This is a genomic window from Pseudomonas sp. FA-1 (assembly GCF_056856075.1).
The window spans coordinates 22,609-47,444 of the sequence record NZ_JBWXTH010000004.1; the positions used below are offsets into that span (position 1 = coordinate 22,609).

General features: G+C 65.5%; 24 protein-coding genes. 11 read left to right on the forward strand and 13 right to left on the reverse strand.

The annotated features are described in order from the left end of the window. Positions 1 to 15 precede the first annotated feature (15 nt). The 6 genes from AC1MHZ_RS08860 to dinG all read right to left on the reverse strand — a co-directional run bounded on the left by AC1MHZ_RS08860 (position 16) and on the right by dinG (position 8,082). A complete protein-coding gene (locus AC1MHZ_RS08860; protein ID WP_084856081.1) occupies positions 16 to 480 on the reverse strand; it encodes an outer membrane lipoprotein in 465 nt (154 codons plus the stop codon). Between the two features lie 109 nt (positions 481 to 589). Further along, entirely contained in the window at positions 590 to 1,237 is a 648-nt protein-coding gene (gene pdxH, locus AC1MHZ_RS08865) for a pyridoxamine 5'-phosphate oxidase (protein ID WP_084856079.1), read from the reverse strand. 19 nt (positions 1,238 to 1,256) lie between these two features. Further along, positions 1,257 to 2,213: an OmpA family protein gene (locus AC1MHZ_RS08870; protein ID WP_084856078.1), complete on the reverse strand. Its 957-nt coding sequence runs from the start codon at positions 2,211 to 2,213 to the stop codon at positions 1,257 to 1,259. A 99-nt stretch (positions 2,214 to 2,312) separates the two neighbouring features. After that, on the reverse strand, positions 2,313 to 3,458 hold the full coding sequence (locus AC1MHZ_RS08875; protein ID WP_324813318.1) for a serine hydrolase domain-containing protein: 1,146 nt from the start codon (positions 3,456 to 3,458) through the stop codon (positions 2,313 to 2,315). Between the two features lie 159 nt (positions 3,459 to 3,617). Beyond that, complete coding sequence (locus AC1MHZ_RS08880) at positions 3,618 to 5,858, reverse strand: beta-galactosidase (RefSeq protein ID WP_465001786.1); 2,241 nt, start codon at positions 5,856 to 5,858, stop codon at positions 3,618 to 3,620. Positions 5,859 to 5,937: 79 nt separating this feature from the next. Continuing rightward, complete coding sequence (dinG, locus tag AC1MHZ_RS08885) at positions 5,938 to 8,082, reverse strand: ATP-dependent DNA helicase DinG (RefSeq protein ID WP_324813312.1); 2,145 nt, start codon at positions 8,080 to 8,082, stop codon at positions 5,938 to 5,940. Between the two features lie 98 nt (positions 8,083 to 8,180). Between dinG and AC1MHZ_RS08890 the strand changes: the two genes are divergently transcribed. After that, positions 8,181 to 8,645, forward strand: coding sequence for a CopD family protein (locus AC1MHZ_RS08890; RefSeq protein WP_482966274.1), 465 nt, complete (start codon positions 8,181 to 8,183; stop codon positions 8,643 to 8,645). 89 nt (positions 8,646 to 8,734) lie between these two features. On the opposite strand, the gene AC1MHZ_RS08895 is transcribed toward AC1MHZ_RS08890, so the two are convergent. The 4 genes from AC1MHZ_RS08895 to AC1MHZ_RS08910 all read right to left on the reverse strand — a co-directional run bounded on the left by AC1MHZ_RS08895 (position 8,735) and on the right by AC1MHZ_RS08910 (position 11,353). Then, positions 8,735 to 9,493, reverse strand: a complete 759-nt coding sequence (locus AC1MHZ_RS08895; RefSeq protein ID WP_084856069.1) for a collagen pro alpha-chain precursor — start codon at positions 9,491 to 9,493, stop codon at positions 8,735 to 8,737. Next, on the reverse strand, positions 9,486 to 9,761 hold the full coding sequence (locus tag AC1MHZ_RS08900) for a DUF1145 domain-containing protein (protein WP_482966275.1): 276 nt from the start codon (positions 9,759 to 9,761) through the stop codon (positions 9,486 to 9,488). Before AC1MHZ_RS08900 ends, AC1MHZ_RS08895 begins: the two co-directional genes overlap by 8 nt. A 97-nt stretch (positions 9,762 to 9,858) precedes the next feature. Then, on the reverse strand, positions 9,859 to 10,575 hold the full coding sequence (locus AC1MHZ_RS08905) for a PA1041 family peptidoglycan-binding anchor lipoprotein (RefSeq protein WP_084856065.1): 717 nt from the start codon (positions 10,573 to 10,575) through the stop codon (positions 9,859 to 9,861). An 85-nt stretch (positions 10,576 to 10,660) separates the two neighbouring features. Further along, positions 10,661 to 11,353 carry a PA1041 family peptidoglycan-binding anchor lipoprotein gene (locus tag AC1MHZ_RS08910; protein WP_084856063.1) on the reverse strand — a complete coding sequence of 231 codons (693 nt, stop codon included), beginning with the start codon at positions 11,351 to 11,353 and terminating at the stop codon, positions 10,661 to 10,663. Positions 11,354 to 11,500: 147 nt separating this feature from the next. Between AC1MHZ_RS08910 and AC1MHZ_RS08915 the strand changes: the two genes are divergently transcribed. From AC1MHZ_RS08915 to AC1MHZ_RS08950, 8 genes are all read left to right on the forward strand, one after another. After that, positions 11,501 to 11,995 carry a DUF6231 family protein gene (locus AC1MHZ_RS08915; protein WP_084856061.1) on the forward strand — a complete coding sequence of 165 codons (495 nt, stop codon included), beginning with the start codon at positions 11,501 to 11,503 and terminating at the stop codon, positions 11,993 to 11,995. A gap of 4 nt (positions 11,996 to 11,999) precedes the next feature. Continuing rightward, positions 12,000 to 12,476, forward strand: coding sequence for a YchJ family protein (locus tag AC1MHZ_RS08920; RefSeq protein ID WP_084856060.1), 477 nt, complete (start codon positions 12,000 to 12,002; stop codon positions 12,474 to 12,476). 2 nt (positions 12,477 to 12,478) lie between these two features. Then, entirely contained in the window at positions 12,479 to 12,955 is a 477-nt protein-coding gene (locus AC1MHZ_RS08925) for an LEA/WHy family protein (RefSeq protein ID WP_084856058.1), read from the forward strand. 7 nt (positions 12,956 to 12,962) lie between these two features. Further along, complete coding sequence (locus AC1MHZ_RS08930) at positions 12,963 to 13,163, forward strand: SEC-C metal-binding domain-containing protein (RefSeq protein WP_023379046.1); 201 nt, start codon at positions 12,963 to 12,965, stop codon at positions 13,161 to 13,163. A 218-nt stretch (positions 13,164 to 13,381) separates the two neighbouring features. Continuing rightward, entirely contained in the window at positions 13,382 to 15,823 is a 2,442-nt protein-coding gene (locus tag AC1MHZ_RS08935) for a penicillin acylase family protein (RefSeq protein ID WP_482966276.1), read from the forward strand. Between the two features lie 122 nt (positions 15,824 to 15,945). Beyond that, entirely contained in the window at positions 15,946 to 16,956 is a 1,011-nt protein-coding gene (locus AC1MHZ_RS08940; RefSeq protein WP_084856055.1) for a ligase-associated DNA damage response exonuclease, read from the forward strand. Further along, positions 16,953 to 18,611: an ATP-dependent DNA ligase gene (locus tag AC1MHZ_RS08945; RefSeq protein WP_482966277.1), complete on the forward strand. Its 1,659-nt coding sequence runs from the start codon at positions 16,953 to 16,955 to the stop codon at positions 18,609 to 18,611. The genes AC1MHZ_RS08940 and AC1MHZ_RS08945 overlap by 4 nt, the downstream gene beginning before the upstream one ends. Before the next feature lie 106 nt (positions 18,612 to 18,717). Then, complete coding sequence (locus tag AC1MHZ_RS08950; protein ID WP_084856052.1) at positions 18,718 to 19,833, forward strand: succinylglutamate desuccinylase/aspartoacylase family protein; 1,116 nt, start codon at positions 18,718 to 18,720, stop codon at positions 19,831 to 19,833. Positions 19,834 to 19,846: 13 nt separating this feature from the next. Here the strand turns inward: AC1MHZ_RS08950 and AC1MHZ_RS08955 are convergent, their stop codons facing one another. Both AC1MHZ_RS08955 and dcd read right to left on the reverse strand, forming a co-directional pair. Further along, positions 19,847 to 20,077, reverse strand: a complete 231-nt coding sequence (locus AC1MHZ_RS08955; protein WP_084856050.1) for a hypothetical protein — start codon at positions 20,075 to 20,077, stop codon at positions 19,847 to 19,849. A gap of 96 nt (positions 20,078 to 20,173) precedes the next feature. Further along, the gene (gene dcd / locus AC1MHZ_RS08960; protein WP_043213075.1) at positions 20,174 to 20,740 is read right to left on the reverse strand and encodes a dCTP deaminase; all 567 of its coding nucleotides are present in this window, start codon (positions 20,738 to 20,740) and stop codon (positions 20,174 to 20,176) included. Between the two features lie 329 nt (positions 20,741 to 21,069). On the opposite strand from dcd, the gene AC1MHZ_RS08965 reads away from it, so the two are divergent. Continuing rightward, positions 21,070 to 21,279 (forward strand): cold-shock protein, encoded by a 210-nt coding sequence (locus AC1MHZ_RS08965; RefSeq protein ID WP_003254922.1) that lies wholly within the window; start codon positions 21,070 to 21,072, stop codon positions 21,277 to 21,279. A gap of 189 nt (positions 21,280 to 21,468) precedes the next feature. Here AC1MHZ_RS08965 and apbC read toward each other — a convergent pair whose 3' ends face one another. Beyond that, positions 21,469 to 22,563, reverse strand: coding sequence for an iron-sulfur cluster carrier protein ApbC (gene apbC / locus AC1MHZ_RS08970; RefSeq protein ID WP_084856048.1), 1,095 nt, complete (start codon positions 22,561 to 22,563; stop codon positions 21,469 to 21,471). Between the two features lie 158 nt (positions 22,564 to 22,721). On the opposite strand from apbC, the gene metG reads away from it, so the two are divergent. After that, the gene (gene metG, locus AC1MHZ_RS08975; RefSeq protein ID WP_084856046.1) at positions 22,722 to 24,761 is read left to right on the forward strand and encodes a methionine--tRNA ligase; all 2,040 of its coding nucleotides are present in this window, start codon (positions 22,722 to 22,724) and stop codon (positions 24,759 to 24,761) included. Positions 24,762 to 24,836: the final 75 nt, after the last annotated feature.

The window sequence follows — 24,836 nt, forward strand, 5'->3', positions numbered from 1 at the left end:
TGTTGCCTTCGCCGATCAGTGGGTGACGCGGCTGGTGCCATCGACCGTCAGGATGCGTACACGCTCGCCGACGCGGAAGATCTCGTTCTGCTGCACTTGCTGCACATAGGCGCGCATGCTGCCGTCGTCTTCACGTACGGTGATCTCTACGCCTTGGGTGCGGGTCAGGCCTTCCTCGGCAGCGGAACCTGCCAGGCCGCCAGCAACAGCGCCGATCACCGCGGCAACGATGCTGCCGCGACCGCCACCGATGGCGCTACCGGCCACACCACCGACCACGGCACCTGCACCGCCGCCGATAGGGGTCTTGGTGCCCTCGATCTTCACAGGGCGCAGGGATTCGATGGTGCCCATGCGCACGGTCTGTACACGGCGGGCCTCGTCTCGGGAATAGCTGTCGCCGGACAGGTTCGACGCACAACCGCCGAGCAACAGCGACAGGGTGGTGAAGCTGGCCACCAGCAAAACGGATTTACGCATGGGAAACTCTCCATAAGTCAGGTGTCCATTAGACCCCGTGCGTTGACGACTGTCACGACACATACGTTATAAAACTGTGTTTATTCAGCGTTGGTACAGCCTACGAAGGTTAAGGCGCCAGGCGCTCACGCAGCCACTGGCCGTCCAGCTTGCGGTAGTTCAGGCGGTCGTGCAGCCGGCTGGCGCGCCCTTGCCAGAACTCGATGCGCTCAGGCAGCAGGCGGTACCCGCCCCAATGCTCGGGGCAATGGGGTTGGCTATCGGAGAAACGCGCTTCGGTGGCCTTGACCAGCCCTTCGAGCTCCTCACGACCAGCGATGACCCGGCTCTGGGGCGAGGCCCAGGCCCCCAGGCGGCTGCCCAGCGGGCGTACCTGGTAGTAGTCGTCGGACTCCTTGGCCGTGACCTTTTCCACCCGCCCTTCGATCCGCACCTGGCGCTCCAGTGCCGGCCAGAAGAACGTCATGGCGGCAAAAGGGTTGGCCAGCAAATGCTGGCCCTTGGCGCTGTCGTAGTTGGTGAAGAAGGTGAAACCACGCTCGTCGAGCCCCTTGAGCAGCAGCACCCGGCAATGCGGGCGACCTTCGCCATCGACAGTGGCGAGCGTCATGGCATTGGCCTCCACTGGCGCCTGCTCGGTCTTCACCGCCTCGCCGAACCATTGGTGGAACAGGGCGAACGGCTCTCCCGGGGCCTGGTCTTCGGTCAGGCCATCGCGGGTGTAGTCGCGGCGCATATCGGCCAGGGACTGGGTCATGACAGCGTATCCTTAACGGTCAGTTGGTCTTGGCAGAAGCCACTTTCTTCTCGGTGGTGGCCTTCTTGGCTGCCGGTTTTGCCGTGGCCTTCTTCTTCGCAGTGGTCTTGGCCGGCGCCTTGGCCTTGGCGGTGGTTTTTTTCGCCGCAGGCTTGGCCGCAGCCTTCGCTGCTGGCTTGGCAGCAGGTGCCTTGTCCTGGACCGCGACCATCGAGGCCGGCGCAGGGGCCGGAGCAGCCTGCTGGTACTTGGCCAGCAGCGCAACCATGGTGTTCTGCGGGGTCAGCAACATTTCCACGCGGCGGTTAAGGGCGCGGCCTTCAGCGCTGTCGTTGGCAGCACGAGGCATGACCGAGCCCATGCCCTTGAGGGTCAGGCGGTCACGCTGCAGGCCGCTGAGACGGAAGATCGCCGACACCGAGGCGGCGCGCTCGAGGCTGAGCTTCTGGTTGGCAGCGGCGGCGCCGCTGGTGTCGGCATGGCCCAGCACCAGCACGGCGGTCTTGGGGTCTGTTTCGACGGTCTTGGCCACGCGGGTGATCGGGCCCAGGGTCATCGGCAAAAGCATGTTCGGGCGGTCCGGGTTGTACGAACCATCCACCGGGATGGTCACCGCCAACACGTTGTCACGGCGTTCGAGCTCGAACTTGCTGCCCTTGATCGCTTCGCGCACCTTGGGCTCGTACTCGTCCAGCCAAGCCTGGGTGGCCTTCTGGTCGATCTTCGGCACCACCGGGCCCTTGGCCTGCTTATCGTCACCGCCGAATGGCCACCACCAGCGGCTGGAGCTCTCGGACTTGGCGTCGGCCTTGGCCACCTTCTCGGTCACGGCCTCCTTCACTTCCTGCTCGGCGACTTTGTCCGAGCCGAAGGGCCACCAGCTGAGGCCCGCGTCGCTCGACGCGTTCTGCGAGTGCTGGGCGCAACCGGTCGCGGCCAGGCACAGGGCGAGTGCTAAGGTTTTATGTGAAGACATCAGCGATACACCATGAATTAGAAAGAGATTTTGCCCACACACACCAGGCGTTGGCATTGAGGATAGTCAAAGGGTCCGGGCAATACCCGCATTACCCGATCAAAGGCAACTGGCAAGGACGCGCACCAGTTTCTGGGCCCGGGGGTCCATCAACACGTAGGGGCCAAGGGTATTGGTGACGAAACCGAAGGCCACGTCGTGCTCCGGGTCGGCGAACCCGACCGAACCACCGGCTCCCGGGTGACCAAAGGCACGCGGCCCCAGGCCGAAGGTGGCATTGGCCACGTCGGGCTGGTCGAGCATGCAGCCCAGGCCGAAGCGGGTCTGGGTCAACAGGGTGCGATCCTGGCCGAGGCTGTGTTCACGGGTCAGCTCATCGAGCAGCTCCGACTCCAAGAGGCTGCCGTCGAGCAGGCCGGCATAGAAGCCCGCCAGGCTACGGGCATTGCCATGGCCATTGGCTGCCGGTTGCTGCATGCGCCGCCATTCGGGCTTGTTGGTGCTGGTGAGGATGGCCGGCGGGTTGGTGAACGCCCGGGTCGACAGGGCCTCGGGCTCGCGCAGGGTGACCTGCAGCAGACGCTGGGCGGCCGCGTCGCCGGGGTTACCCTTGCCACGGGCGATGTGCGCCACGCGGTGGAATTCTTCGTCGGCCAGGCCCACATGGAAGTCCAGGCCCAGGGGCCGGGCGGTACGCGCCACGATGGATTCGCCAGGGCCGCGCCCATCGACGCGGCGGATCAGCTCGCCGATCAGCCAGCCGTAGGTGATCGCGGCATAGCCATGCTCGGTACCGGGCACCCACCAGGGCGCCTCGGCCGCGAGGGCATCGACCATGGCCTGCCAGTCGTACAGCGCCTCGGCCGGCAGCAGCTCACGGATAGCCGGCAGGCCGGCACGGTGGCTGAGCAGTTGGCGCAGGGTCACGGCCTCTTTGCCGGCCTGGGCGAATTCAGGCCAGTAGCGGGCCACGGGGGCGTCCAGGGCCAGCTTGCCCTCGCCTACCAGTTGCAAGGCCGTCACGGCGGTGAAGGTCTTGGTGCAGGAGAACAGGTTGGCAATGGTGTCGCTGTGCCAGGCTTCCCGTCCGTCCTTGTCGGCGCTACCGGCCCACAAGTCGACCACGGTTTCGCCGCCGACCTGGATGCACAACGCCGCACCCCGTTCCTGGGCATCTTCGAACAACGCGGCGAAGGCCTCGCGCACCGCCTCGAACTTCAGCTCATAGTGACCCTGGATCTGCACCCGACCGCTCTCCGTACGACTTTTCTCAACAAAGTCGTGCATTGTTCCAGTAGTTGGCCGATTTGCAAACTGAATGTGGCCGGATGGTCGTGCTTGATGGCAGACCAGTGTCTGCCCTCATTGCAGGGCAAGCCCCTCCTACAAGGGGCTGCGCCGTGTTCATCGTTGCGCCGGCTGCTCCAGTGCCTTGCGCAACTGATCCATGGCCTGCAGGTTGCTCTTGCGCACCGCTTCCACGAACCCGGCATAGGGCACATCGGTGATGGCCACCAGGCCAAGGTGCCCGTTCTCGCCGTCCAGCAGGCGGCCGGTGGCCGGCTGATCGAGGTACTGGAACCAGTGCGCCCCGACGATCATCGGCTGGGCCAGGGCCGCCTTGAGGAAATTGCCGTAGGCAGGCCCACGGTCCTCTTCGCGGGCGACTTCCAGCGGCCCTGGCCAGAACGGCCCACGGTCACGGGAACCGAACTGGAACTCCGACACCAGCACCGGCTTGTCCAGCTCGGCCAGGCGGGCGAAGTCGTAGCCATCTTCAGGCTTGAGGGTATAGAAGTTGAAGCTCAGCACGTCGCAGAACTCGGCGCAGGCCTTGACCGCCTCCGGTGTGCTGACCGCGTAACGGCCACCCAACAGCAGGTGGTTGGGGGCGTGCCATTTCAAGGCATCGGAAATGGTCTTGAAGTAGGTCTGGGCGAATACCTGCTGGAAATGCTGGTAGTCACGCTCGATTTCAGGGTGCTCGGGGCTGGGCAATGGCGCTTCGAAGCCTGGGTCCTCCATCAGCTCCCATGCCTGCAGGTCGATCCCCCAGGCCTTGGACAGCCCTTGCTGGTTGCGGTACTTGTCGCGCAACTGCTTGAGGAAGGCGCGTTTGGCAGGTACGTCGGTGGTCAGGCGCAGGGTGCCGTAGGCCAGGCCGTAGCGGGCCTTGGGGTCATCACCGGGCGCGGCCCAGGCCAATTCGTTGTCGGCGAAGTAGCCGATCAGCCAGGGGTCGTCACGGTGGTCACGGGCGGCGATGGCCACGGCGCGCTCGGTGGCCATGGCGAAACGCGGATCGAACGGGTCGGGCATGCGTCCCCACCAATCCATACCGGTGCTGATGCTGGTGTAGTCGCCGACGATCGACAGCGGCAAAGTGTAGGGCACCCGCCGGGCCTGCCCCAGGGCCGGATCGCTCCAGTTGCCCAGGGTATTGAAACCCCACGCCTGCAGGCGGTCCAGGGCGTGCCCCTGCCACCGGGCTGCATCCAGCGCCGCTGGCGGGCAGGCGGGCGCTGGCTGGCCCTGGGGGCTTGCCGGGCACGGCTGGCCGTAGGTGCGCTGCAGGTTCGCGGCATAGAAGTCGAACCAGCGGCCCTGCTTGAAGTTGCGCCCCTGGGACGAAGCATTGCCATCGTCGTTGTTGCCCTGGCCGTAGAAGGCAGCCAGCGGCTCGCCCTCGCCCGGTAAGGCCTTGAACATGCCCTCGCGGCCTTGCACATAGGTTCGCCCACCGTCGGCGGCCACGGCATTGACACCCAGCGAATAGAAAGGATGGCCATCCGGGGTGACCAGGTACCAGCGACCGTCGCGCTTCTCGGTGCGGAAGAAGCCCTTGGCTTCGAATGCAGGCCCGGCCAGCAGGCCGCCATAGGCATCCAGCTTGAATTTGCCACGCTCGGCGAGCCAGCCCTTGAGCTGTTGTTGCTCACGGCTGTCGGCAGCCTTGAGCTGTTCGTCGCGGGTGATTTTTTCCGGCCAGCGCCCTCGCGTCGACTGGCCATAGGCATCGAGCAAGCCTTCGTAGGCGGCCTTGAACGCCTGGTCGTCATCCTGGATGCCGACCTTCTCGATGAGCAGGCTCTGGGCGACCTTGGGGTCGGGAATGCTCAGGCTGACGGCAACCACCTGCTTGAGGTCGATGTCCCCGGCGCTGCTGGCCAGCAACAGGCGCTGCCCTTCGTATACCCATGGCATGGGCGGCCCTGCGCGCATGCCCTGGCTCAACGGCGAGCGCGCCTGCAGCGGCACCATCACCGTCTGCGCAGGCCCCGCGGGCAGGTCGACCCGGCTGGTCAGGGTGCGCCCGTCGCTGCTCTGTACCGTGACATCCACCGTCAAGGCCCAGTCCATGGCGCTTTGCAGGCGCAAGGTCAGTGCTTGGCCAGCCGACCAGTCCCAGGCGCCACTTTGCGGGCTCAGGCGCAAGGTCGGCCGTTGCACCGGGTCGAACACCACGCGCCGCAGCACCTCGCCCTCGGCGGTCTGCTCGGCGTTGTACTGCGGCATACGGGCATCGACGGTGGTCACGTTGACCACGGAGGCCGGGCGCACGAAGCTGAACAACGTCTGCTGCCCAGCCAGCAAGGGCGGGCTGAGCAACAGGGCAAACACGGCAGGCAGGGTACGGCGGATCATAGGGTTGCAGCTCTCCTTCAGGGCACTGGGGCCCGCGACAGGTCATAGACAACGGGGGCGGAGCTTCGTGCTCCGCCCGTCAGGAAATCTCTCGCCGGAACGGCGGCAGCGCATTGAGGATAGCCTTGCCGTAGCGCTGGGTGACCAGGCGGCGGTCAAGCAAAGTGATGACGCCACGGTCCTGCTCGGTCCGCAGCAAACGGCCGCAAGCCTGGATCAGACGCAGCGAGGCGTCGGGCACGGCGATCTCCATGAACGGATTGCCACCACGGGCCTCGATCCACTCGGCCAGTGCTGCTTCGACCGGGTCGTCCGGCACGGCGAAGGGGATCTTGGCGATCACCACGTGCTCGCAATACGCGCCTGGAAGGTCAACCCCTTCGGCGAAGCTGGCCAGGCCGAACAGCACGCTGTGCTGGCCATCGTCCACCCGCGCCTTGTGCTTGTTCAGGGTTTCCTGCTTGGACAGGTTGCCCTGGATCAGTACCAGCTTGCGCCAGTCCCGGTCCAGGCCGTCGAAGACGTCCTGCATCTGCTTGCGCGAAGAGAACAGTACCAACGCACCGCGGGCCTCCTCGAGCATCTTCGGCAGCTCGCGAATGATCGCCGCGGTGTGGCCCGGTACATCCCGCGGGTCGGCCCCCAGGTCAGGGACCCGCAGCAGCCCGGCGTCGCCATGGACGAAGGGGCTGGGCACCACGCAGGTGACCGCGTCGCGGGGCAGCCCCGAACGCATGCGGAACCGGTCGAACTTGCCCAGTGCGGTCAGGGTCGCAGATGTCACCAGGGCGCCATGGGCCACGTTCCACAGGCTGCGCCGGAGCATCTCGGCCGCCAGGATGGGGCTGGCATTGACTTCGATATCGAACAGCGCACCGCTCTCGGCCAGGGTGAGCCAGCGGGCCATGGGGGGGCTGTCTTCCGGGTCTTCGGCGGTGAAGGCAGTCCACAGTTCCCAGTTGCCTTGGGCACGGGTCACCAGGCTACCGAACAGTGGGTACCATTCTTCGGCCTGGTGGCTGGCGATACCGATGTTGACCTCACCATCCATGCCTTCCTTGAGCAGATCGGCCAAACGGGTGAACAGGTCGTTGAGACGGGCGAAGCCTTTCTTCAGCTCGATACCGACTTCGCGGATCTGCTCCGGCACCACGCCACCTTCGAAGCGGTAGCGAGGGCGCTCGCGCCCCTCCATGTCCTCGCCGGGGCGGAAGTCCGCCACCTGCTCGCACAGGGTGAACATGAACTGCTGCTGGGTGCGGACCTCCCGCGCCAGCTCCGGCACCTGTTCGATCAGCTTGCCCAGGTCGCCGGGCAACGGGTGCTGGGCCAGCAGCTTGGTCAGGTTCTTGGCCGTCTGCTCCAGCCAGTCGGCGGTGGAGCGCAGGCGCGAATAATGGGCGAAATGGCCGATGGCCTTGTCGGGCAAGTGGTGGCCTTCGTCGAAGACGTACATAGTGTCGCGCGGGTCGGGCAACACAGCCCCACCGCCCAGCGCCAGGTCGGCCAGAACCATGTCGTGGTTGGTGACGATGACGTCGACCTTGCCCATGCCCTCGCGGGCCTTGTAGAACACGCACTGCTGGAAGTTCGGGCAATGCCGGCCGGTGCATTGGCTGTGGTCAGTGGTCAGGCGAGCCCAGTCCTGGTCTTCCAGCGCCTCGGGCCAGCTGTCACGGTCGCCGTCCCAGCGGTTGCCGGCGAGCTTTTCGATCATGCTGTTGAACAGCTTCTGGCTCTTTTCATCGACTTCGATGCGAAAGCCTTCTTCCTCGAAGAGCTGGGCGGTGGCCGACTGAGCGTGGCCTTCCTGCAGCAGGATGTCGAGCTTGGACAGGCACAGGTAGCGTCCGCGGCCCTTGGCCAGGGCGAAGCTGAAGTTCAGGCCGCTGCTGCGCATGAGGTCGGGCAGGTCCTTGAAGACGATCTGCTCCTGCAGGGCGACGGTGGCGGTAGCGATCACCAGGCGCTTGCCGGCTGCCTTGGCGGCCGGGATCGCAGCCAGGCTGTAGGCGACCGTCTTGCCGGTACCGGTACCGGCTTCCACCGCGACCACGGCGGGCTCACCGGCACGGCGCCCTTCGTCGTCACAGGCGATGTCGCCGAGGACCTTGGCCACTTCGGCGATCATCAGGCGCTGGCCGTAGCGGGGCTTGAGGCTCTTGGCTTCGAGAAAACGCGAATAGGCGCCCTGGATGGTGGCTTTGAGTTCGTTGCTGATCATGGTCTGCAGGCGCCCGAAGGGCTGGATGAATTTTCAGTGTTTCGCATGGGCCGGCTATCATACCCCTCTATCGACCTTTATGCCCCATGGAGAACCATATGCTTGCCTTTGCCCTGCCCTACACACTGCACGTCCTGGCAGCCCTGGTCTGGGTCGGCGGCATGTTCTTCGCCTGGCTGGTGCTGCGTCCGGCAACGGTTGCAGCGCTGGAAGGGCCGGCACGGCTGAAGCTGTGGGTGGAAGTTTTCCGACGCTTCTTCGGATGGGTCTGGCTGGCAGTGGCGGTCCTGGCGATCAGTGGTATCGGGATGTTGCACATGCGGTTCAACGGCTTCGAGACGGCGCCCCGCTATATCCAGGTGATGATCGGCGGGGCGATCGTCATGTTTGCGTTGTTCATGCGGGTCCAGGCGCTCTTGCTGCCGGAACTGCGGGCGGCGGTGCAGGCCCAGGACTGGGCAGCGGGGGCGTCGGTGCTGGGGCGGATTCGACGGATGGTCGGGATCAACCTGTTGATGGGGATGCTGGTCGTGGCAGTGGCGAGTTCGCGGGTTCTGGTTTGAGGGAGTCGGCAGGGTCATGTTGATGGAATGACTGCCCAGGCCCTATCGCGGGACAAGCCCGCGATTGCGCCCCAAGGGCCCACACCTGCTTACAACCGCTGCAGAATCAGCTCCCCGGCAGCCCCAGCCAACCCCGGCTGCCCAGCGACGCCAGGCCGACCATCGGCCCCCGCCTCGGTGCGGTAGACCAGGCACCCTTTGCTGCTGCCGCCCAACCCTGCCTTGCCGGCAGCCCCTGGTTTACCGGGCGCGCCACCCTCCAGGCGAACCTCGATACGTGCCTGTGGGAAGCCTGCCGGCACGGCCAGGAGGATCCGACCGCCCGAGGCACCGTCGTGCCCGTCGCCCCCGTCGTCGCCATCCGCACCACGGCCCGCCTGGCCCCAAGTGCAACCACCGGCTTTGCCATTGGCGCCATCGAGCCCGGCATAGCCCGGCGCCCCTGCCCCGCCTCGGGCGTCGATGGACAACCGCTCGGCCTGCAAGCCGTTCAGGCGCAGGTCCAGGTCACGCCCCGGCCGGGCGGCCCGTTCATAGGTACCCGGCGCTCCGGTGGCAGTGATTTCGCTTCCTTGCCCCAGCACGGCGGCGCCGGTCTCGATCCGCAAGGGCTTCTCGGCAGGGGTGACGGCGATCCGCGCATCGCGCCCCAGCACCAAGTGGTCGACTTTCAATTCGCTCAGTGTCGCCGGCAACAACAAGGTCGCCGAGTCCGCCACCTGCAGGCGCTCCAGGTGCACGCTGCCCGTCTTGTTCGGCAGGCGCAGCACCGAGTGGGCGGCAACGTCCAGGCTCTGGGCCTGGGCCAGGGGGCTGGCCAGCGCCAGCCAAAGCATCAACTTACGCATGGCGGGGCGCCTCCAGGGGCTTGGGAATGGACATCACATGGAAAATGCCGGTGAGCAGGATCTGCAAGCGATCGAACCAGCGATGGCTGCGCCCGCGCAGGCTGCCGTTGAAAAACAACATCTCCAGGCAATGCAGCCCCAGCAGGACGATGCCCGCAGCGTTGATCAGCAAATTGAACGGCAGTGGCTGTGGCATGAACAGATTCACCAGCACCACCCACCAGAACACCACCGTCAGAGCCTTGCCCAGGCCCAGGATGAATTTCATGCCCCGCCCCCTGTCTTGTCTTGTTGTTATGGCTGCGGCCCGTTCGGGCAGGCCGCCGGCCAACAGTAAACCCATGCCAGGATAGGCGCCAGAGGTGTCAGTTCAGGTGCAGCTCCACCCGCCGGTTCCGCGCCTGGCCTTCGTCGGTGTCGTTGTCGGCCACAGGCTCCGCTTCCCCACGCCCTTGGCTGGTCACCTTGGCTGGGGCAAGGCCCTGGCTGATCAGATATTCGGCAACGCTGCTGGCACGGCGTTCGGACAGCGCCTGGTTGTAGCTGTCCGAGCCGACGCTGTCGGTGTGGCCGATGACCTTGACGCTGATCACCGTCGGGTCGTTGAGCTTGGGCAACAGGCTTTGCAGACGCTGCTGGGCGCCAGCAGTCAGCTCGGCGGAGTCGAAGGCGAACAGGACCTGCCCCTGGTCATCGAGGGTGATCACCTCAGGCGCCGGCGCTGGTGCCTCGGCCTTGGCGGGCGGGTACTGCGGCAATGGGCAACCCATATGGTCGACCCGGGTATCGGCCGGCGTGTCCAGGCAGCGGTCGCGGCGGTCGAACACACCATCACCATCCTCGTCGCCGTCTTGGGCATAGCAGATCAAGCCACCGGCGATCGCACCGGCAGCGCCGGCTCCAGCCGCCCAGGCGGAACTCTCGATGGCGCCCAGGCCACCGCCGACCAACCCGCCCAGCAGGCTGCACAGCGGCCATGTTCGTTGATTGAGGGGCGCGCTGCCATCGCTGTGGGTGGCACACCCGCCCAGCAAGCTCGTGGCCACCAGCAGCGGCAATGCCGCCTTCGACATGACACCCATGATGAATGCTCCTGTGTCACCGGCCACGGCCGGTCACTCGAATTGGGAGCGCCCATGCCACTGCTCAAGGCATGGGCGCAGGCCGTCAGCGCTGGATCTTGATCTCGGTACGACGGTTCATGGCACGGCCATCGGCGGTCGCGTTGTCGGCCACCGGCTGGGTCTCGCCAGCACCTACCACCGAGACGAAGCTGCTGCGCGGTACGCCGCTTTCGACCAGGTAGTCGGTCACCGAGTGGGCACGGCGCTCGGACAGTTTCTGGTTGTAGCTGTCGGAGCCGACACTGTCGGTATGCCCGGTCACAGTCAGGCGGGCGCTCGGCGCTTCCTGTTTCAGGCGCGTGGCGATGGTGTTCAAGCGCTCCTTGTCGGCTGCGGTCAGACGTGCGGAGTCGAATTCGAAGTGCACGTCACGGATGACGATGACTTCTTCCTTCTGCACCACCACTTCCTCGACCACCGGGGCCGGCTCCGGCGGGCAGCCATTGGCATCGACCTGCACCCCGGGCGGGGTACCCGGGCACTTGTCGCGGCTGTCCGGCACGCCGTCGCCATCCTCGTCGCCATCGCCATGGGCCCAGCAGTAGCCCGCCGCCAGGCCACCGCCCAGCAGCGCGCCCCACCCAGCCCAGCTGGAGCTCTCGATGGCGCCCAGGGCAGCGCCGCCCACACCCCCGACGGCAGCACACTTCGGCCAGTCGGTTTTTTGCAAACCTGCACATCCAGTCAACACACTGGTGAGCAGGACCAGGGGTATCGCTGTGCGTACTATGCTCATCTTGTTGCTTCTCCTAGGGGGAATCGGCATAAGACCGATCCTTCGGAGTAAAGACCGCGCATTCCCTCTCTGCCAGCAATAAGCCATGCCTCTTTGCCGACCGCCCCGGGCCCGCTAGTCTAGGGCCCACCTGAACGAGGATTGGCAATGACCGACGGTTTCTCCCAGCGCACCCCACAGCAGGCCCTCGCCGCCCTGCTCGAGCGTTTCACGCCCCAGCGCCTGTTGCTGGTGGGCACGCGTTTTCCGGCCCTGGAGGCATTTGCCCAGGCCCACCCCGAGGTGCACATCGAAACGGTCGCACCGGGCCCGCTGCCGCCCGAGGCCGCCGCCCAGCGTTTCGACCTCGCGGTCCTGGTGGACTGCCTCGAACACCTGCCCAAGCGCACCGGCCTGGAGCTGCTCGGCGGCATCCGCAACCTCAATGCCAGCCGGGTCGCCGTGCTGGCGGACCTGCAGGCCTGCGGCTGGCATGACACCGACTTCTTCGCCCTGGCGCTGTCAGCCAGCGAGAAATTCCGCCGCGACGACCAAGTGCTGAGCCTGTTCACCTATGATCTACATGACTACAAGCAGGTCCCGGACTGGCTCAACGCCAAGTTCTGGGCCAACCCTGAAAACTTCGGCAAGTATTGGTGGTGATGCAATGAGTGTCTCGGTCTGCCCTTGCGGCAGCGGCAACCTGCTCGACGCGTGCTGCGGGCGTTATCACGCCGGCACCCCGGCACCCGACGCCCAGACGCTGATGCGCTCGCGCTACAGCGCCTATGTGCTGGGCCTGGTGGACTACCTGGTGGCGACCACCCTGCCCGCCCAGCAGGCAGGCCTGGATCGCGCGGCCATTGCTGCGTGGAGCGCCCAGAGTACCTGGCTGGGCCTGGAGGTCGAGCACGCCGAGGTGCTCGGCGGCCAGCCCGAGCACGCCTTCGTAAGCTTCACCGCCCGTTGGCACGACCAGCAAGGCGACCACCAGCACCATGAACGCTCCGCGTTCGTCCAGCACGACGGCCGCTGGTACTTCATCGATCCGACCGTAGGTCTGAAGGCCGGCCGCAACGACCCCTGCCCCTGCGCCAGCGGGCAGAAATTCAAGAAATGCTGCGCCAGTTACATCGGTAGCTGACCATGATCCCCTCGGCCCGCCTGCTCCTCCTCACCCTTTCATTGGCACTGGTGGCGGGCTGTGCCGGCTGGGGCGGCGACAGCTGGCGCCAGCCGCAGATCCAGCTGGTCAAGGTCGAGACCGTCAAGGCCCGCCTGCACCAGCAGGAGTTCGTGCTCCACCTGCGGGTGGACAACCCCAACGACAGCCGCCTGTTCATTCGCAACCTGGCCTACTCGGTGAAACTCAACGAACTGCTGCTGGCCCAGGACGAGGCCAGCCTCTGGCGCAGTGTCGGCGGCCATGCCACGCGCACCTTCAAGATCACCGCGCGGACCAACCTGTGGCAGCACCTCAAGCCGCTGGCCAAGCTGCTCAAGAGCGAACAACCCCTGCATTACCGCCTGCAGGGTGAGCTGAACACCGGGCTGATCGTCCCTCGGGACCTGCACTTGTCGCGCAGTGGTGAGATAATCCCCGGCGATCTTCAACCGGAGTAACCCCGCAATGACCCAACAACCCCATGTCCATGGCCCCGACTGCAACCACGGTCACGACCACCACGACCACGACCACGGCCATGTGCACGGCCCGCACTGCAACCACGGCCACCAAGAGCCGGTGCGCAACGCCCTGAAGGACGTCGGCCGCAACGACCCGTGCCCGTGCGGTAGCCAGAAGAAATTCAAGAAGTGCCACGGGGCCTGACGTCAGCAGACATGTCCTGCGGGCCGCTTCGCGGCCATCGCGGGACAAGCCCGTGGGGGAGCAGGCCGGCCCGGCGATAGCCATGGCACCTGTTCCTGCAGACTTCGGCCATTGGGCAGCCCCCCGAAAATAAAAGGCTCCAGGCACCTTGCATGGCGACTGCGCGCTCACTAACGTAGCGCCTTTGAACCCCCGCCACGCCTAGCAGGAGCCTCGTCATGGCCGCCGCCGCCCTTCCTCCCTTCCGCCCTCGGTTCGGTACTGCCGCCGCGTTGTTCGGCATGCTCGGCCTTGCCGGCTGCCAGACGGGCGGCTACCAGGACAGCCTGCCTCCGAGCACGGGCGTACAACCGCTCAAGGGCCTGGCACAGAACGTCTCGGTACGCCGCAACGCCATGGGCGCGCCACTGATCGAAAGCAGCAGCTTCCATGACGCGCTATTCAGCCTGGGCTATATCCATGCCGGTGACCGCATCGAACAGATGGTCGCCATGCGCCTGCTCGCACAGGGCCGCCTGGCCGAGCTGGCAGGCCCCGAGGCGCTGGGCGTCGACCGTTTGATGCGCGCCGCCAACCTCAAGCAAAGCGCCGGGCAGCTGTATGCCGATGCCTCGCCGCGCCTGAAGCGCTTCTTCGAGGTCTACGCTCGCGGGGTCAATGCCTACCTGTTCCGCTACCGCGACCGGCTGCCGGCACAGCTCGCCCGCAGCGGCTACCGCCCGGAGTACTGGAAGCCCGAGGACTCGGCACTGGTGTTCAGCCTCTATGCCTTCAGCCAATCGGTGAACCTCCAGGAAGAGCTCGCCGCCCTGGCCCTGGCGCAAAAGGTCGGCACCGACAAGCTGGCCTGGCTGCTGCCGGGCGCGCCGGACGAACCGCTGGCCGAAGCCGAGCTGGACAAACTCAAGGGCCTGAACCTGGCGAGCCAGCTGCCGGGCCTGGATGCCCTGGCCAGTGCAAGCCAGAAACTCGCCGACCTGGGCCTGCTCGGCAGCCCGGGCTCGGCCAACCTGGCCCTGGGCCCACAGCGCAGTCGCAGCGGCAAGAGCCTGTTGGCCAGCGACAGTCGCGCCAACTGGGCCCTGGCCCCCGTGCAGATCCATACCAGCAAGTACCAGGTCGCCGGCCTGTCGCTGCCAGGCCTGCCCATCGTACTGGCTGGCTACAACGGCAAGCTGGCCTGGAGCAGCAGCGCGGTCATGGCCGACAACCAGGACCTGTACCTGGAACAACTGCGCCGCCAAGGCAACCAGATGAGCTACCTGGCCGATGGCAAGTGGCAGCCGGCGCGGGCTCGCAGCGAGACCTTCTTCATACGTGGCCAGCGCCCGCAGCGCGAAGTGATGTACGAAACTCGCCACGGCACCCTGCTCAGCCAGCCGACCAACGCCGGCCTGGGGCTTGCCCTGAACCTGCCGCAGCTCAAGGGTGACGCCAGCCTGGATGCCTTGTTCAACCTGACCCGCGCGCCGTCGGTGGAGCGCGCCTTCGACACCACCCGCGAAGTCGGTGCCGCAGCGCTGAACTTCGTTTTCGCCGAACCCCAGCACATCGGCTGGCAGGTCAGCGGCCGCTACCCCAACCGCCGTGAAGGCCAGGGCCTGCTGCCCTCGCCAGGCTGGGACGGGCGCTACGACTGGGACGGCTTTGCCGACCCGATGCTCCACCCCTACGACCAGGACCCTACCGCCGGCTGGATCGGCCATGCCAACCAGCGCAGCCTGCCCCGTGGCTACGGCATGCAATTGTCCAACACCTGGTACTACCCCGAGCGCGCCGAGCGCCTGGCCCAGCTGGCGGGCAACGGTCGTCATGACAGCCGCAGCCTGATGGCCTTGCAGAATGACCAGGTCACCCTGCTAGCGGACAAGCTTAAGCAAATGTTCGACGCGCCGGGCATGGCCCAGTCCCTGGCCCAGGCCATCGATGCGCTGCCCGCCGCCCAGCGTACCCAGGCTCGCGAGGCCTTGGCGACGCTCAAGGCATTCGATGGCCGCCTGAGCCCGGTCTCGGCCGATGCCGCGCTGTACCAACTGTTCCTCCAGGCCGTAGCGCGCCAGACCTTCCTCGACGAACTCGGCCCGGAATCCAGCCCGGCCTGGCAGGCGTTCGTCGGCAATGCGCGCCTGTCCTACTCGGCCCAGGCCGACCATCTGCTCGGGCGCGAAGACAGCCCGTTCTGGGATGATCGCAGCACGGCGCAAACAGAAGACAAGCCCACCATCCTCGCCCGCAGCCTGGCGGCAGCGATGGAAGCCGGCAACACGCAACTGGGGCCCGACCGTCGCGCCTGGCAATGGGGCCGGTTGCACCAGTACCGCTGGCCGGCACCAGCCTACCATGGGCTGGGCGATGCCATCAGCCGGGGGCCCATGGCTGCAGGCGGCGACTTCAGCACCCTGGCCCTGACGCCCTATGCCTGGGGCAGCAGCTTCGACACCAGCCTGCCGGCCTCGGCACGCATGATCGTCGACTTCGGCCAGGCCGAACCGCTGCAGGTGCTGACCAGCAATGGCCAGTCCGGTAACCCGGTCAGCCGCCATTTCAGCGACGGCCTGGACGCCTGGTTCAAGGGCCGCTTCATGAGCCTGCCCCTGCAACAGCAGAACTTCTCCCGCGCCTATGGCAGCCAACGCCTCACCTTGGTGCCTGGCCGCTGAAGCCACTCTTCCCCGATCGCAGACGCGTACGGGCAGCCCAGCTGGGCTGCCCGTATTCTTTCGAACTTCCCACACCACCTCGCGCTCTGAGCTAGCAAGCCCTCAGCCAGCCGACGCGCCCCATGGACCTTGTCATCGCCCGTCCCGAAGGCCTGTACTGCCCGCCCGGTGACTTCTACATCGACCCCTGGCAGCCGGTGGACCGAGCCGTCATCACCCACGGCCACGGCGACCACGCCCGCCCGGGCAATCGCCGCTACCTGGCTGCCGAGCCCAGCGCCGGCATCCTGCACAGCCGCCTAGGGAACATCGACCTGCAGACCCTGCCCTATGGCGAGCGGCTCGAGCACAATGGCGTGACCTTGAGCTTCCACCCAGCCGGCCATGTGCTGGGCTCGGCCCAGGTACGCTTGGAATACCAGGGGGAAGTCTGGGTCGCGTCGGGCGACTACAAGGTCGAGCCCGATGGCACCTGCGCGCCGTTCGAGCCAGTGCGCTGCCATACATTCATCAGCGAGTCGACGTTCGGCTTGCCGATCTACCGCTGGCCACCCCAGGCCGAGGTGTTCGCACAGATCAACGCCTGGTGGAGGGCCAATCGCGACCAGGGCAAAGCCAGCGTGCTGCTGTGCTACGCCTTCGGCAAGGCCCAGCGCATCCTTCACGGCCTGGATGCCGGCATTGGCCCGATCCTCGTGCATGGCGCCATGGAGCCGCTGAACCGGGTCTATCGCGAGGCCGGCATACGCCTGCCGGATACCCACTACGCCGGGGACATTCCACGTAACGACCCACGCTTGCGCCAGGCCCTGGTCCTGGCCCCGCCCTCGGCCGCCGGCAGCAGCTGGATGAAACGCTTCGGCGACTACAGCGACGGCTTCGCCAGCGGCTGGATGCGCCTGCGTGGCACCCGGCGCCGGCGCGGGGTGGACCGAGGCTTCGTGCTCTCCGACCATGCCGACTGGCCAGGACTGCTGTGGGCGATCGAGCAAACCGGCGCCGAGCGGGTCATGGTCACCCATGGCTCGGTCAATACCCTGGTGCGCTACCTCGGTGAGCAAGGCCTGGACGCACGGGCCTTCGTGACCGAATACGGCGACGAAGACGATCCGATCGGCGAGGCGGCACCATGAAGGCCTTCGCCAACCTCTATCTGCAGCTGGACGCCACCACTTCCAGCAATGCCAAGCTCGCGGCCCTGCAAGCCTACTTCGCCCAGGCACCCGCGCAAGATGCGGCCTGGGCCGTATATTTCCTGGCGGGCGGGCGCCCGAGGCAAATGGTACCGACCCGTCTGCTGCGCGAGCTCACGCTGACAATGTCCGGCCTGCCGGACTGGCTGTTCGAGGAAAGCTACCAGGCGGTGGGCGACCTGGCCGAGACGCTCTCGCTGCTGCTGCCGGAAAACCCACACGGCAATGACGAGGGTCTGGCCCATTGGGTCGAGGTGCACCTGCTGCCGTTGCGCGGGCAGCCGCCAGAGGTGATCCGTCAACGCCTGCCCGTCTTGTGGGCGCAGTTGGACCGGCCAAGCCTGATGTTATGCGTGAAGCTCATCACCGGGAGCTTCCGGGTGGGGGTGTCCAAACTGCTGGTCACTCGGGCCCTGGCCCAGTTAGCAGGCCTGGATGCCAAGCGCGTGGCCCAGCGTCTGGTCGGCTACACCGACCTTAGCCATCGCCCAACGCCGCAGCGCTACCTGCAGTTGGTGGCTGCCGAATCGGCCGATGAACACCAGCAGCGCGGTGGCCAGCCCTACCCGTTCTTCCTGGCCCATGCGCTGCAGGCCCCCCTCGAGCAATTCGACGCTCTGCTCGGCCCGGTGGATGCCTGGCAGGTGGAATGGAAGTGGGATGGCATCCGCGCCCAGGTGGTCAAGCGCGACGGCCAGTTGTGGATATGGTCCAGGGGCGAGGAACTGGTCACCGAGCGCTTCCCCGAACTGCATAGCCTCGCCGCTACGTTGCCTGATGGTGTGGTGCTCGATGGCGAAATCCTGGTCTGGAAGCCCCGTGCCAGCGCCGCTGACATTGCCGTGCAGCCTTTCGCCCTGCTGCAGCAGCGCCTGGGGCGAAAGACCCTGGGCAAGAAACTGCTCGCCGACGCCCCGGTGGTGCTGCAAGCCTACGACCTGCTCGAATGGCAAGGCGAAGACTGGCGCAACCGACCGCAGCATGTACGCCGGGCGCAACTGGAGGCGCTGTTGCGCGAACATCCCCTGACGCCGGTCGTGCTCTCCCCTTTGCTGCTGGCCGACGACTGGTCGGCGCTGGCGCGCCAACGCGAGCGCTCTCGCAGCCTCGGCGTCGAAGGCTTGATGCTCAAGCAGCGCGATGCCCTCTATGGCGTGGGCCGGACCAAGGACATGGGCCTGTGGTGGAAATGGAAAATCGACCCCTTCAGCGTCGATGCGGTGCTGATCTACGCCCAGCGCGGCCATGGTCGGCGCGCCAGCCTGTACAGCGACTACACCTTTGCCGTCTGGGATGGTCCGCCGGATACGCCGGGGCGCACCTTGGTGCCATTCGCCAAGGCCTATTCCGGCCTGAGCGACGAAGAGATGCGCCAGGTCGATGCGATCATCCGCAAGACCACCGTGGAAACCTTCGGCCCGGTGCGCAGCGTGACCCCGACCCTGGTGTTCGAACTCGGCTTCGAGGGTATCGCCCTGTCCAAGCGCCACAAGAGCGGCATCGCCGTACGCTTTCCTCGCATGCTGCGTTGGCGCCACGACAAGCCGGTCGAGCAAGCCGACGACCTGGCCACCTTGCAGGCACTGCTGACCTGAACGGGGATAGCGCCGGACAAGGAGGCTGCGCAACAGCCGAAGTTATGCTTCTATCTTTGTGCCGACTGTTATCGCAGACCGTTTTCGCCACTCAGCCAGGACCACCATGCATCATTCGACCCACGACCTGCTGTCTCCCGTCCCGGGCATCGCCCGCCAGCTCCATAGCTTCCACTTCGGCCCGCGCGGTGGCGGCAAGGTCTACATCCAGGCCTCGCTGCACGCCGACGAACTGCCCGGCATGCTGGTGGCCTGGCACCTCAAGCGCCGCCTGGTCGAGCTGGAACAGCAAGGCCGGCTGAACCAAGAGGTGATCCTGGTTCCCGTGGCCAACCCGGTCGGCCTGGAGCAGGTGCTGCTGGATGCGCCCCTGGGGCGTTTCGAATTGCAAAGCGGGGAAAACTTCAACCGCAACTTCGTCGACCTGTCGGACAGCATCGGTGACCAGATCGAAGGCCACCTGACCCAGGACCCGGAACACAACCGGGCGTTGATCCGCGAATACCTGCGCCGCGGGCTGGACGCCCATCCTGCTCGCACCCCGTTGCAATCCCAGCGCCTGACCTTGCAGCGCCTGGCCTGCGATGCCGACATCGTGCTCGACCTGCACTGCGACTTCGAGGCGGTGGAACACCTGTACACCACACCTGAAGCCTGGCCCCAGGTCGAGCCACTGGCCCGCTACCTGGGTGTCCAGGCCAGCCTGCTGGCCACCGATTCAGGGGGCCAATCGTTCGATGAGTGCTTCAGCCTGGTGTGGTGGCAGTTGCAGCAGCGCTTCGGCAAGCACTTCCCAATCCCCATGGGCAGTTTCTCGGTGACGGTAGAGCTGCGCGGCCAGGCCGATGTCTGCCACGACCTGGCAGCCAAGGATTGCCAGGGCATCCTCGATTTCCTGACCCATGCGGGGGTCATCGAGGGCCAGGCCAAAGCGTTGCCGCCCCTGGCCTACCCGGCAACACCACTGGCTGCCGTCGAACCGGTGATGGCACCGTTGGGCGGTTTGCTGGTATTCCACGCCAAACCCGGGCAATACCTGGAAGCCGGCCAGTTGATCGCCGAAGTCATCGACCCGCTGAGCGACCGGGTGACTGCGGTGCACAATGTCCAGGCAGGCTTGCTCTATGCGCGCAGCGTAAGACGCATGGCCACGGCAGGCATGGTCATTGCGCACGTGGCGGGCGAGCAGGTCTGCCGCAGCGGTTACCTGCTGGCCAACTGAGACGGCGTGGGGCTCAAGCCACCGGCGAGGGAGGCGGTTCGTCCGGCAAGGTGGGTTCGCCCGGCTCCATGGGTGGCGATTCGCCTGGTTCGGGTGGTTGCGGGGTATCAGGGTCGGGCTGGTGGGGCACGCCACCGGCCTGCACCGGCGTCGGCGGATGCGCCAGCAGGGACCATGCCAGCAACCCGATCTGGTTGGGCTGGAGGACGGCCAGCTTCGCGCTGATAGCGGGATGGAGTTTCATTGGCTGCTCCTGGCGATAGCCGGCACGCGCCATGCGCACCGGACCGTTCTAACCATTGGAGTGCCTGGCGCGCGAGGAATTCCCCGCGCTCGTCACTCAGGTGCGTGGCAGGGTGACGCCGCGCTGGCCCTGGTACTTGCCGCCACGATCCTTATAGGACACTTCGCATTCTTCATCGGATTCGAGGAAGAGCATCTGCGCCACGCCTTCGTTGGCATAGATCTTGGCCGGCAGGGTGGTGGTATTGGAGAACTCCAGGGTTACGTGGCCTTCCCACTCAGGTTCCAGCGGGGTGACGTTGACGATGATGCCGCAGCGGGCATAGGTGCTCTTGCCCAGGCAGATGGTCAATACGTTGCGCGGAATGCGGAAGTATTCGACGGTGCGGGCCAGGGCGAAGGAGTTCGGCGGGATGATGCATACGTCGCTCTTGACGTCGACGAAGCTGCCGGCATCGAAGTTCTTCGGGTCGACGGTGGCCGAATTGATATTGGTGAACACCTTGAATTCGTCGGCGCAGCGCACGTCGTAGCCGTAGCTGGAGACGCCGAAGGAAATGACCCGGCTGTCTTCGCCGCCGCGCACCTGGCGCTCGACGAACGGTTCGATCATGCCGTGTTCCTGCGCCATGCGGCGAATCCACTTGTCCGATTTGATGCTCATCGCGGGAGTGTCCTGAGAGTGCAAGGTGAAAAACGAGACGCGCATCTTACCGGTCCCGGCGCCCGCGGCAAAGTTCCATCCTGCAATCCCGCGCCGGACGGGAGCTGTAGCCACCGTCGATCCGAATTTCGACAAAGCCGTCATTGACCATTGGCAGGTCGGGGAAAGTGGGTTAAGGTGGCGCCACTGTGCTGCACGTGACACCGAGAATCTCTAGTTTGATGCACGATTCCTATCGGCCCATCGCTGAATTTTCTGCTCTCTTTGCGCTCAGTCCCGGCCAGGGCGTTTCCTGTGCCGAAATCTACTTTGTCCAAGGAGACAGAAACATGTCCAATCGCCAATCCGGTGTTGTCAAGTGGTTCAACGATGAGAAGGGCTACGGCTTCATCACCCCTCAGTCGGGTGACGACCTGTTCGTACACTTCAAAGCCATCCAGGCTGACGGCTTCAAAACCCTGAAAGAAGGCCAGGCTGTTACTTTCGTCGCTACCCGCGGCCAGAAAGGCATGCAGGCTGAAGAAGTTCAAATCGCCTAAGTCGATTTGCTTCCTCGCTTTCAAAAAAACCCGCCTCCGGCGGGTTTTTTTATGCCTGGCCGATCGATAAATCGGTGCTGGCTCCTTCGCGGGTAAACCCGCTCCCACAACGGGCGCGCACTATCGCCAGCATGTGCCGACCTTGTGGGAGCGGGTTTACCTGCGAAGCAGACGACTCACCCTTGCGGGTCAGTCCTCGCTGATGGTGATGTTCGGCATCGCCGGCGCCGCCGCTTCCTGCAGCACGATCCGCGCCCCCACCTGGCGGGCCAGTTCCTGGTAGATCATGGCGATCTGGCTTTCCGGCTCGGCGATGGCCGTAGGCTTGCCGTTATCGGCCTGCTCGCGGATCAGCATCGACAGCGGCAGGGAGGCCAGCAGTTCGACACCATACTGGGCCGCGAGCTTCTGGCCACCACCTTCGCCGAACAGGTGCTCGGCATGGCCGCAGTTCGAGCAAATGTGCACGGCCATGTTCTCGACCACGCCCAACACCGGGATGTTGACCTTGCGGAACATCTCCACGCCCTTCTTCGCATCCAGCAACGCCAGGTCCTGCGGGGTGGTGACGATCACCGAACCGGCGACGGGCACCTTTTGCGCCAGGGTCAGCTGGATGTCGCCGGTGCCAGGTGGCATGTCGATCACCAGGTAGTCGAGGTCATCCCAGGCGGTCTGGGTCACCAGTTGCAGCAACGCCCCGGAGACCATCGGGCCGCGCCAGACCATCGGCGTGTTGTCATCGGTGAGAAACGCCATGGACATGACTTCCACGCCGTGGGCCTTGATCGGCACGAACCACTTCTGCTCGCGCACCTGCGGCCGGGTCCCCTCGGCGATGCCGAACATCACGCCCTGGCTCGGGCCGTAGATATCGGCATCGAGGATGCCCACCCGGGCCCCCTCGCGGGCCAGGGCCAGGGCCAGGTTGGCGGCGGTGGTCGACTTGCCGACCCCGCCCTTGCCCGAGGCCACGGCGATGATGTTCTTGACGTTGGCCATGGCCGGCACCTGGGCCTGGCCCTTGTGGGTGCCGACCACGCAATCGATCGAAACCGTGGCCGCGCTCACGCCGTCGAGGTTTTCGATGGCGGTGCCCAGCACCTGCGCCCAACCGTTCTTGAACAAACCGGCGGCATAGCCCAGCTGCAAGCGTACGTTGACCTGCCCGCCCTGGATGTCGATGGCGCGCACGCAACCGGCGCTGACCGGGTCCTGGTTCAGGTAGGGGTCGGTGTACTGGCGAAGCACGCCTTCGACGGCGGCATGTGTGACGGCACTCATGGACACTCCCAATGGCAAACGAATATGGAACAGGCGCCTATGCTAACCGTCAATCGTCAGCAGATGCGTCCTTGGGGTGAAATATATTCGCCAGCCCTTTATAGTGGCCGATCTTCTTCATTTTCCATCCCGTTGCCAGATCAAGTAGCCAAGCCACCATGTCCGAGCCACGCCAGATTCTCGTCACCAGCGCCCTGCCCTATGCCAATGGTTCCATCCACCTTGGCCATATGCTCGAGTACATCCAGACGGACATGTGGGTTCGCTTCCAGAAGCTGCGCGGCAATCAGTGCATCTATGTCTGCGCCGACGACGCCCACGGCTCGGCCATCATGCTGCGTGCAGAGAAGGAAGGCATCACCCCCGAGCAATTGATCGCCAACGTCCAGGCCGAGCACAGCAGCGACTTCGCCGATTTCCTGGTCGATTTCGATAACTTCCACTCGACTCACTGCGAAGAGAACCGCGAGCTGTCGAGCCTGATCTACACCCGCCTGCGTGAAGCAGGGCACATCGCCACCCGTTCGGTCACCCAGTACTACGACCCCGAGAAGGGCATGTTCCTGGCCGACCGCTTCATCAAGGGCACCTGCCCCAAGTGCGCGGCCGAAGACCAGTACGGCGACAACTGCGAGAAATGCGGTGCCACCTACGCGCCCACCGAGCTGAAGAACCCCAAGTCGGCCATTTCCGGTGCCACGCCGGAGCTGCGCGACTCCCAGCACTTCTTCTTCAAGCTGCCTGACTTCCAGGCGATGCTGCAGCAGTGGACCCGCAGCGGCACCCTGCAGGACGCCGTTGCCAACAAGCTGGCCGAGTGGCTGGACTCGGGCCTGCAGGAGTGGGACATCTCCCGCGACGCACCGTACTTCGGCTTCGAGATCCCGGGCGAGCCGGGCAAGTACTTCTACGTCTGGCTGGACGCACCGATCGGCTACATGGCCAGCTTCAAGAACCTGTGTGCACGCCGCCCGGAGCTGGACTTCGACGCGTTCTGGAAAGAAGACTCCAAGGCCGAGCTGTACCACTTCATCGGCAAGGACATCGTCAACTTCCACGCCCTGTTCTGGCCGGCCATGCTCGAAGGCGCAGGCTTCCGCAAGCCGACCGCCATCAACGTGCACGGCTACCTGACGGTCAATGGCGCCAAGATGTCCAAGTCGCGCGGCACCTTCATCAAGGCGCGCACTTACCTGGACCATCTGCAGCCGGAATACCTGCGTTACTACTACGCCTCCAAGCTGGGCCGTGGCGTCGATGACCTGGACCTGAACCTCGACGACTTCGTGCAGAAGGTCAACTCCGACCTGGTCGGCAAGGTGGTCAACATCGCCAGCCGCTGCGCAGGGTTCATCCACAAGGGCAATGCAGGCGTTCTGGTCGCCGGCGATGCCGCCCCCGAGCTGAGCGAAGCCTTCCTGGCCGCCGCCCCGTCCATCGCCGAAGCCTACGAAAACCGCGACTTCGCCCGTGCCATGCGTGAAATCATGGCCCTGGCCGACCGGGCCAACGCCTGGATCGCCGACAAGGCGCCGTGGTCGCTGGCCAAGCAGGAAGGCAAGCAGGACGAGGTCCAGGCCATCTGCGCCCAAGGCATCAACCTGTTCCGCCAACTGGTGATCTTCCTCAAGCCGGTACTGCCGGTCCTGGCGGCCGATGCCGAGGCCTTCCTCAATGTCGCGCCGCTGACCTGGAACGACCACCTGTCGCGCCTGGAAAACCACACGCTCAACCCGTTCAAGGCCCTGATGAGCCGTATCGAGCCGGCCAAGATCGAAGCCATGGTCACCGCCAGCAAGGAAGACCTTGCCGCCGCCGAAGCCGCAGCTCCCGCCGGCAACGGTGAACTGGCCAAGGATCCGCTGTCGCCGGAAGTGGAGTTCGACACCTTTGCCGCGGTCGACCTGCGCGTGGCACTCATCGTCAAGGCCGAGGCGGTCGAGGGTGCCGACAAGCTGCTGCGCCTGACCCTGGACATCGGTGACGAACGCCGCAACGTGTTCTCCGGCATCAAGTCGGCCTACCCCGACCCCGCCAAGCTCGAAGGCCGCCTGACCATGATGGTGGCCAATCTCAAGCCACGGAAGATGCGCTTCGGCGTGTCCGAAGGCATGGTCATGGCGGCCGGCCCTGGCGGTGAAGAAATCTACCTGCTGAGCCCCGACAGCGGCGCCAAGCCAGGTCAGCGCATCAAATAAGCAGCGCGTCTTGCCCCGGCCTTCGGCCGGGGCATTTCCATCTGCGGGCGCGTGCCATACTGTCGGCACCTCCCA

Bases quoted from the DNA above. Each gene is read 5' to 3' on its own strand.
- AC1MHZ_RS08860 (WP_084856081.1), bottom strand. From the start codon at position 480: ATGCGTAAATCCGTTTTGCTGGTGGCCAGCTTCACCACCCTGTCGCTG.
- pdxH (WP_084856079.1), bottom strand. From the start codon at position 1,237: ATGACCCAGTCCCTGGCCGATATGCGCCGCGACTACACCCGCGATGGC.
- AC1MHZ_RS08870 (WP_084856078.1), bottom strand. From the start codon at position 2,213: ATGTCTTCACATAAAACCTTAGCACTCGCCCTGTGCCTGGCCGCGACC.
- AC1MHZ_RS08880 (WP_465001786.1), bottom strand. From the start codon at position 5,858: ATGATCCGCCGTACCCTGCCTGCCGTGTTTGCCCTGTTGCTCAGCCCG.
- dinG (WP_324813312.1), bottom strand. From the start codon at position 8,082: ATGATCAGCAACGAACTCAAAGCCACCATCCAGGGCGCCTATTCGCGT.
- AC1MHZ_RS08890 (WP_482966274.1), top strand. From the start codon at position 8,181: ATGCTTGCCTTTGCCCTGCCCTACACACTGCACGTCCTGGCAGCCCTG.
- AC1MHZ_RS08895 (WP_084856069.1), bottom strand. From the start codon at position 9,493: ATGCGTAAGTTGATGCTTTGGCTGGCGCTGGCCAGCCCCCTGGCCCAG.
- AC1MHZ_RS08900 (WP_482966275.1), bottom strand. From the start codon at position 9,761: ATGAAATTCATCCTGGGCCTGGGCAAGGCTCTGACGGTGGTGTTCTGG.
- AC1MHZ_RS08905 (WP_084856065.1), bottom strand. From the start codon at position 10,575: ATGGGTGTCATGTCGAAGGCGGCATTGCCGCTGCTGGTGGCCACGAGC.
- AC1MHZ_RS08910 (WP_084856063.1), bottom strand. From the start codon at position 11,353: ATGAGCATAGTACGCACAGCGATACCCCTGGTCCTGCTCACCAGTGTG.
- AC1MHZ_RS08915 (WP_084856061.1), top strand. From the start codon at position 11,501: ATGACCGACGGTTTCTCCCAGCGCACCCCACAGCAGGCCCTCGCCGCC.
- AC1MHZ_RS08920 (WP_084856060.1), top strand. From the start codon at position 12,000: ATGAGTGTCTCGGTCTGCCCTTGCGGCAGCGGCAACCTGCTCGACGCG.
- AC1MHZ_RS08925 (WP_084856058.1), top strand. From the start codon at position 12,479: ATGATCCCCTCGGCCCGCCTGCTCCTCCTCACCCTTTCATTGGCACTG.
- AC1MHZ_RS08930 (WP_023379046.1), top strand. From the start codon at position 12,963: ATGACCCAACAACCCCATGTCCATGGCCCCGACTGCAACCACGGTCAC.
- AC1MHZ_RS08935 (WP_482966276.1), top strand. From the start codon at position 13,382: ATGGCCGCCGCCGCCCTTCCTCCCTTCCGCCCTCGGTTCGGTACTGCC.
- AC1MHZ_RS08940 (WP_084856055.1), top strand. From the start codon at position 15,946: ATGGACCTTGTCATCGCCCGTCCCGAAGGCCTGTACTGCCCGCCCGGT.
- AC1MHZ_RS08945 (WP_482966277.1), top strand. From the start codon at position 16,953: ATGAAGGCCTTCGCCAACCTCTATCTGCAGCTGGACGCCACCACTTCC.
- AC1MHZ_RS08950 (WP_084856052.1), top strand. From the start codon at position 18,718: ATGCATCATTCGACCCACGACCTGCTGTCTCCCGTCCCGGGCATCGCC.
- AC1MHZ_RS08955 (WP_084856050.1), bottom strand. From the start codon at position 20,077: ATGAAACTCCATCCCGCTATCAGCGCGAAGCTGGCCGTCCTCCAGCCC.
- dcd (WP_043213075.1), bottom strand. From the start codon at position 20,740: ATGAGCATCAAATCGGACAAGTGGATTCGCCGCATGGCGCAGGAACAC.
- AC1MHZ_RS08965 (WP_003254922.1), top strand. From the start codon at position 21,070: ATGTCCAATCGCCAATCCGGTGTTGTCAAGTGGTTCAACGATGAGAAG.
- apbC (WP_084856048.1), bottom strand. From the start codon at position 22,563: ATGAGTGCCGTCACACATGCCGCCGTCGAAGGCGTGCTTCGCCAGTAC.
- metG (WP_084856046.1), top strand. From the start codon at position 22,722: ATGTCCGAGCCACGCCAGATTCTCGTCACCAGCGCCCTGCCCTATGCC.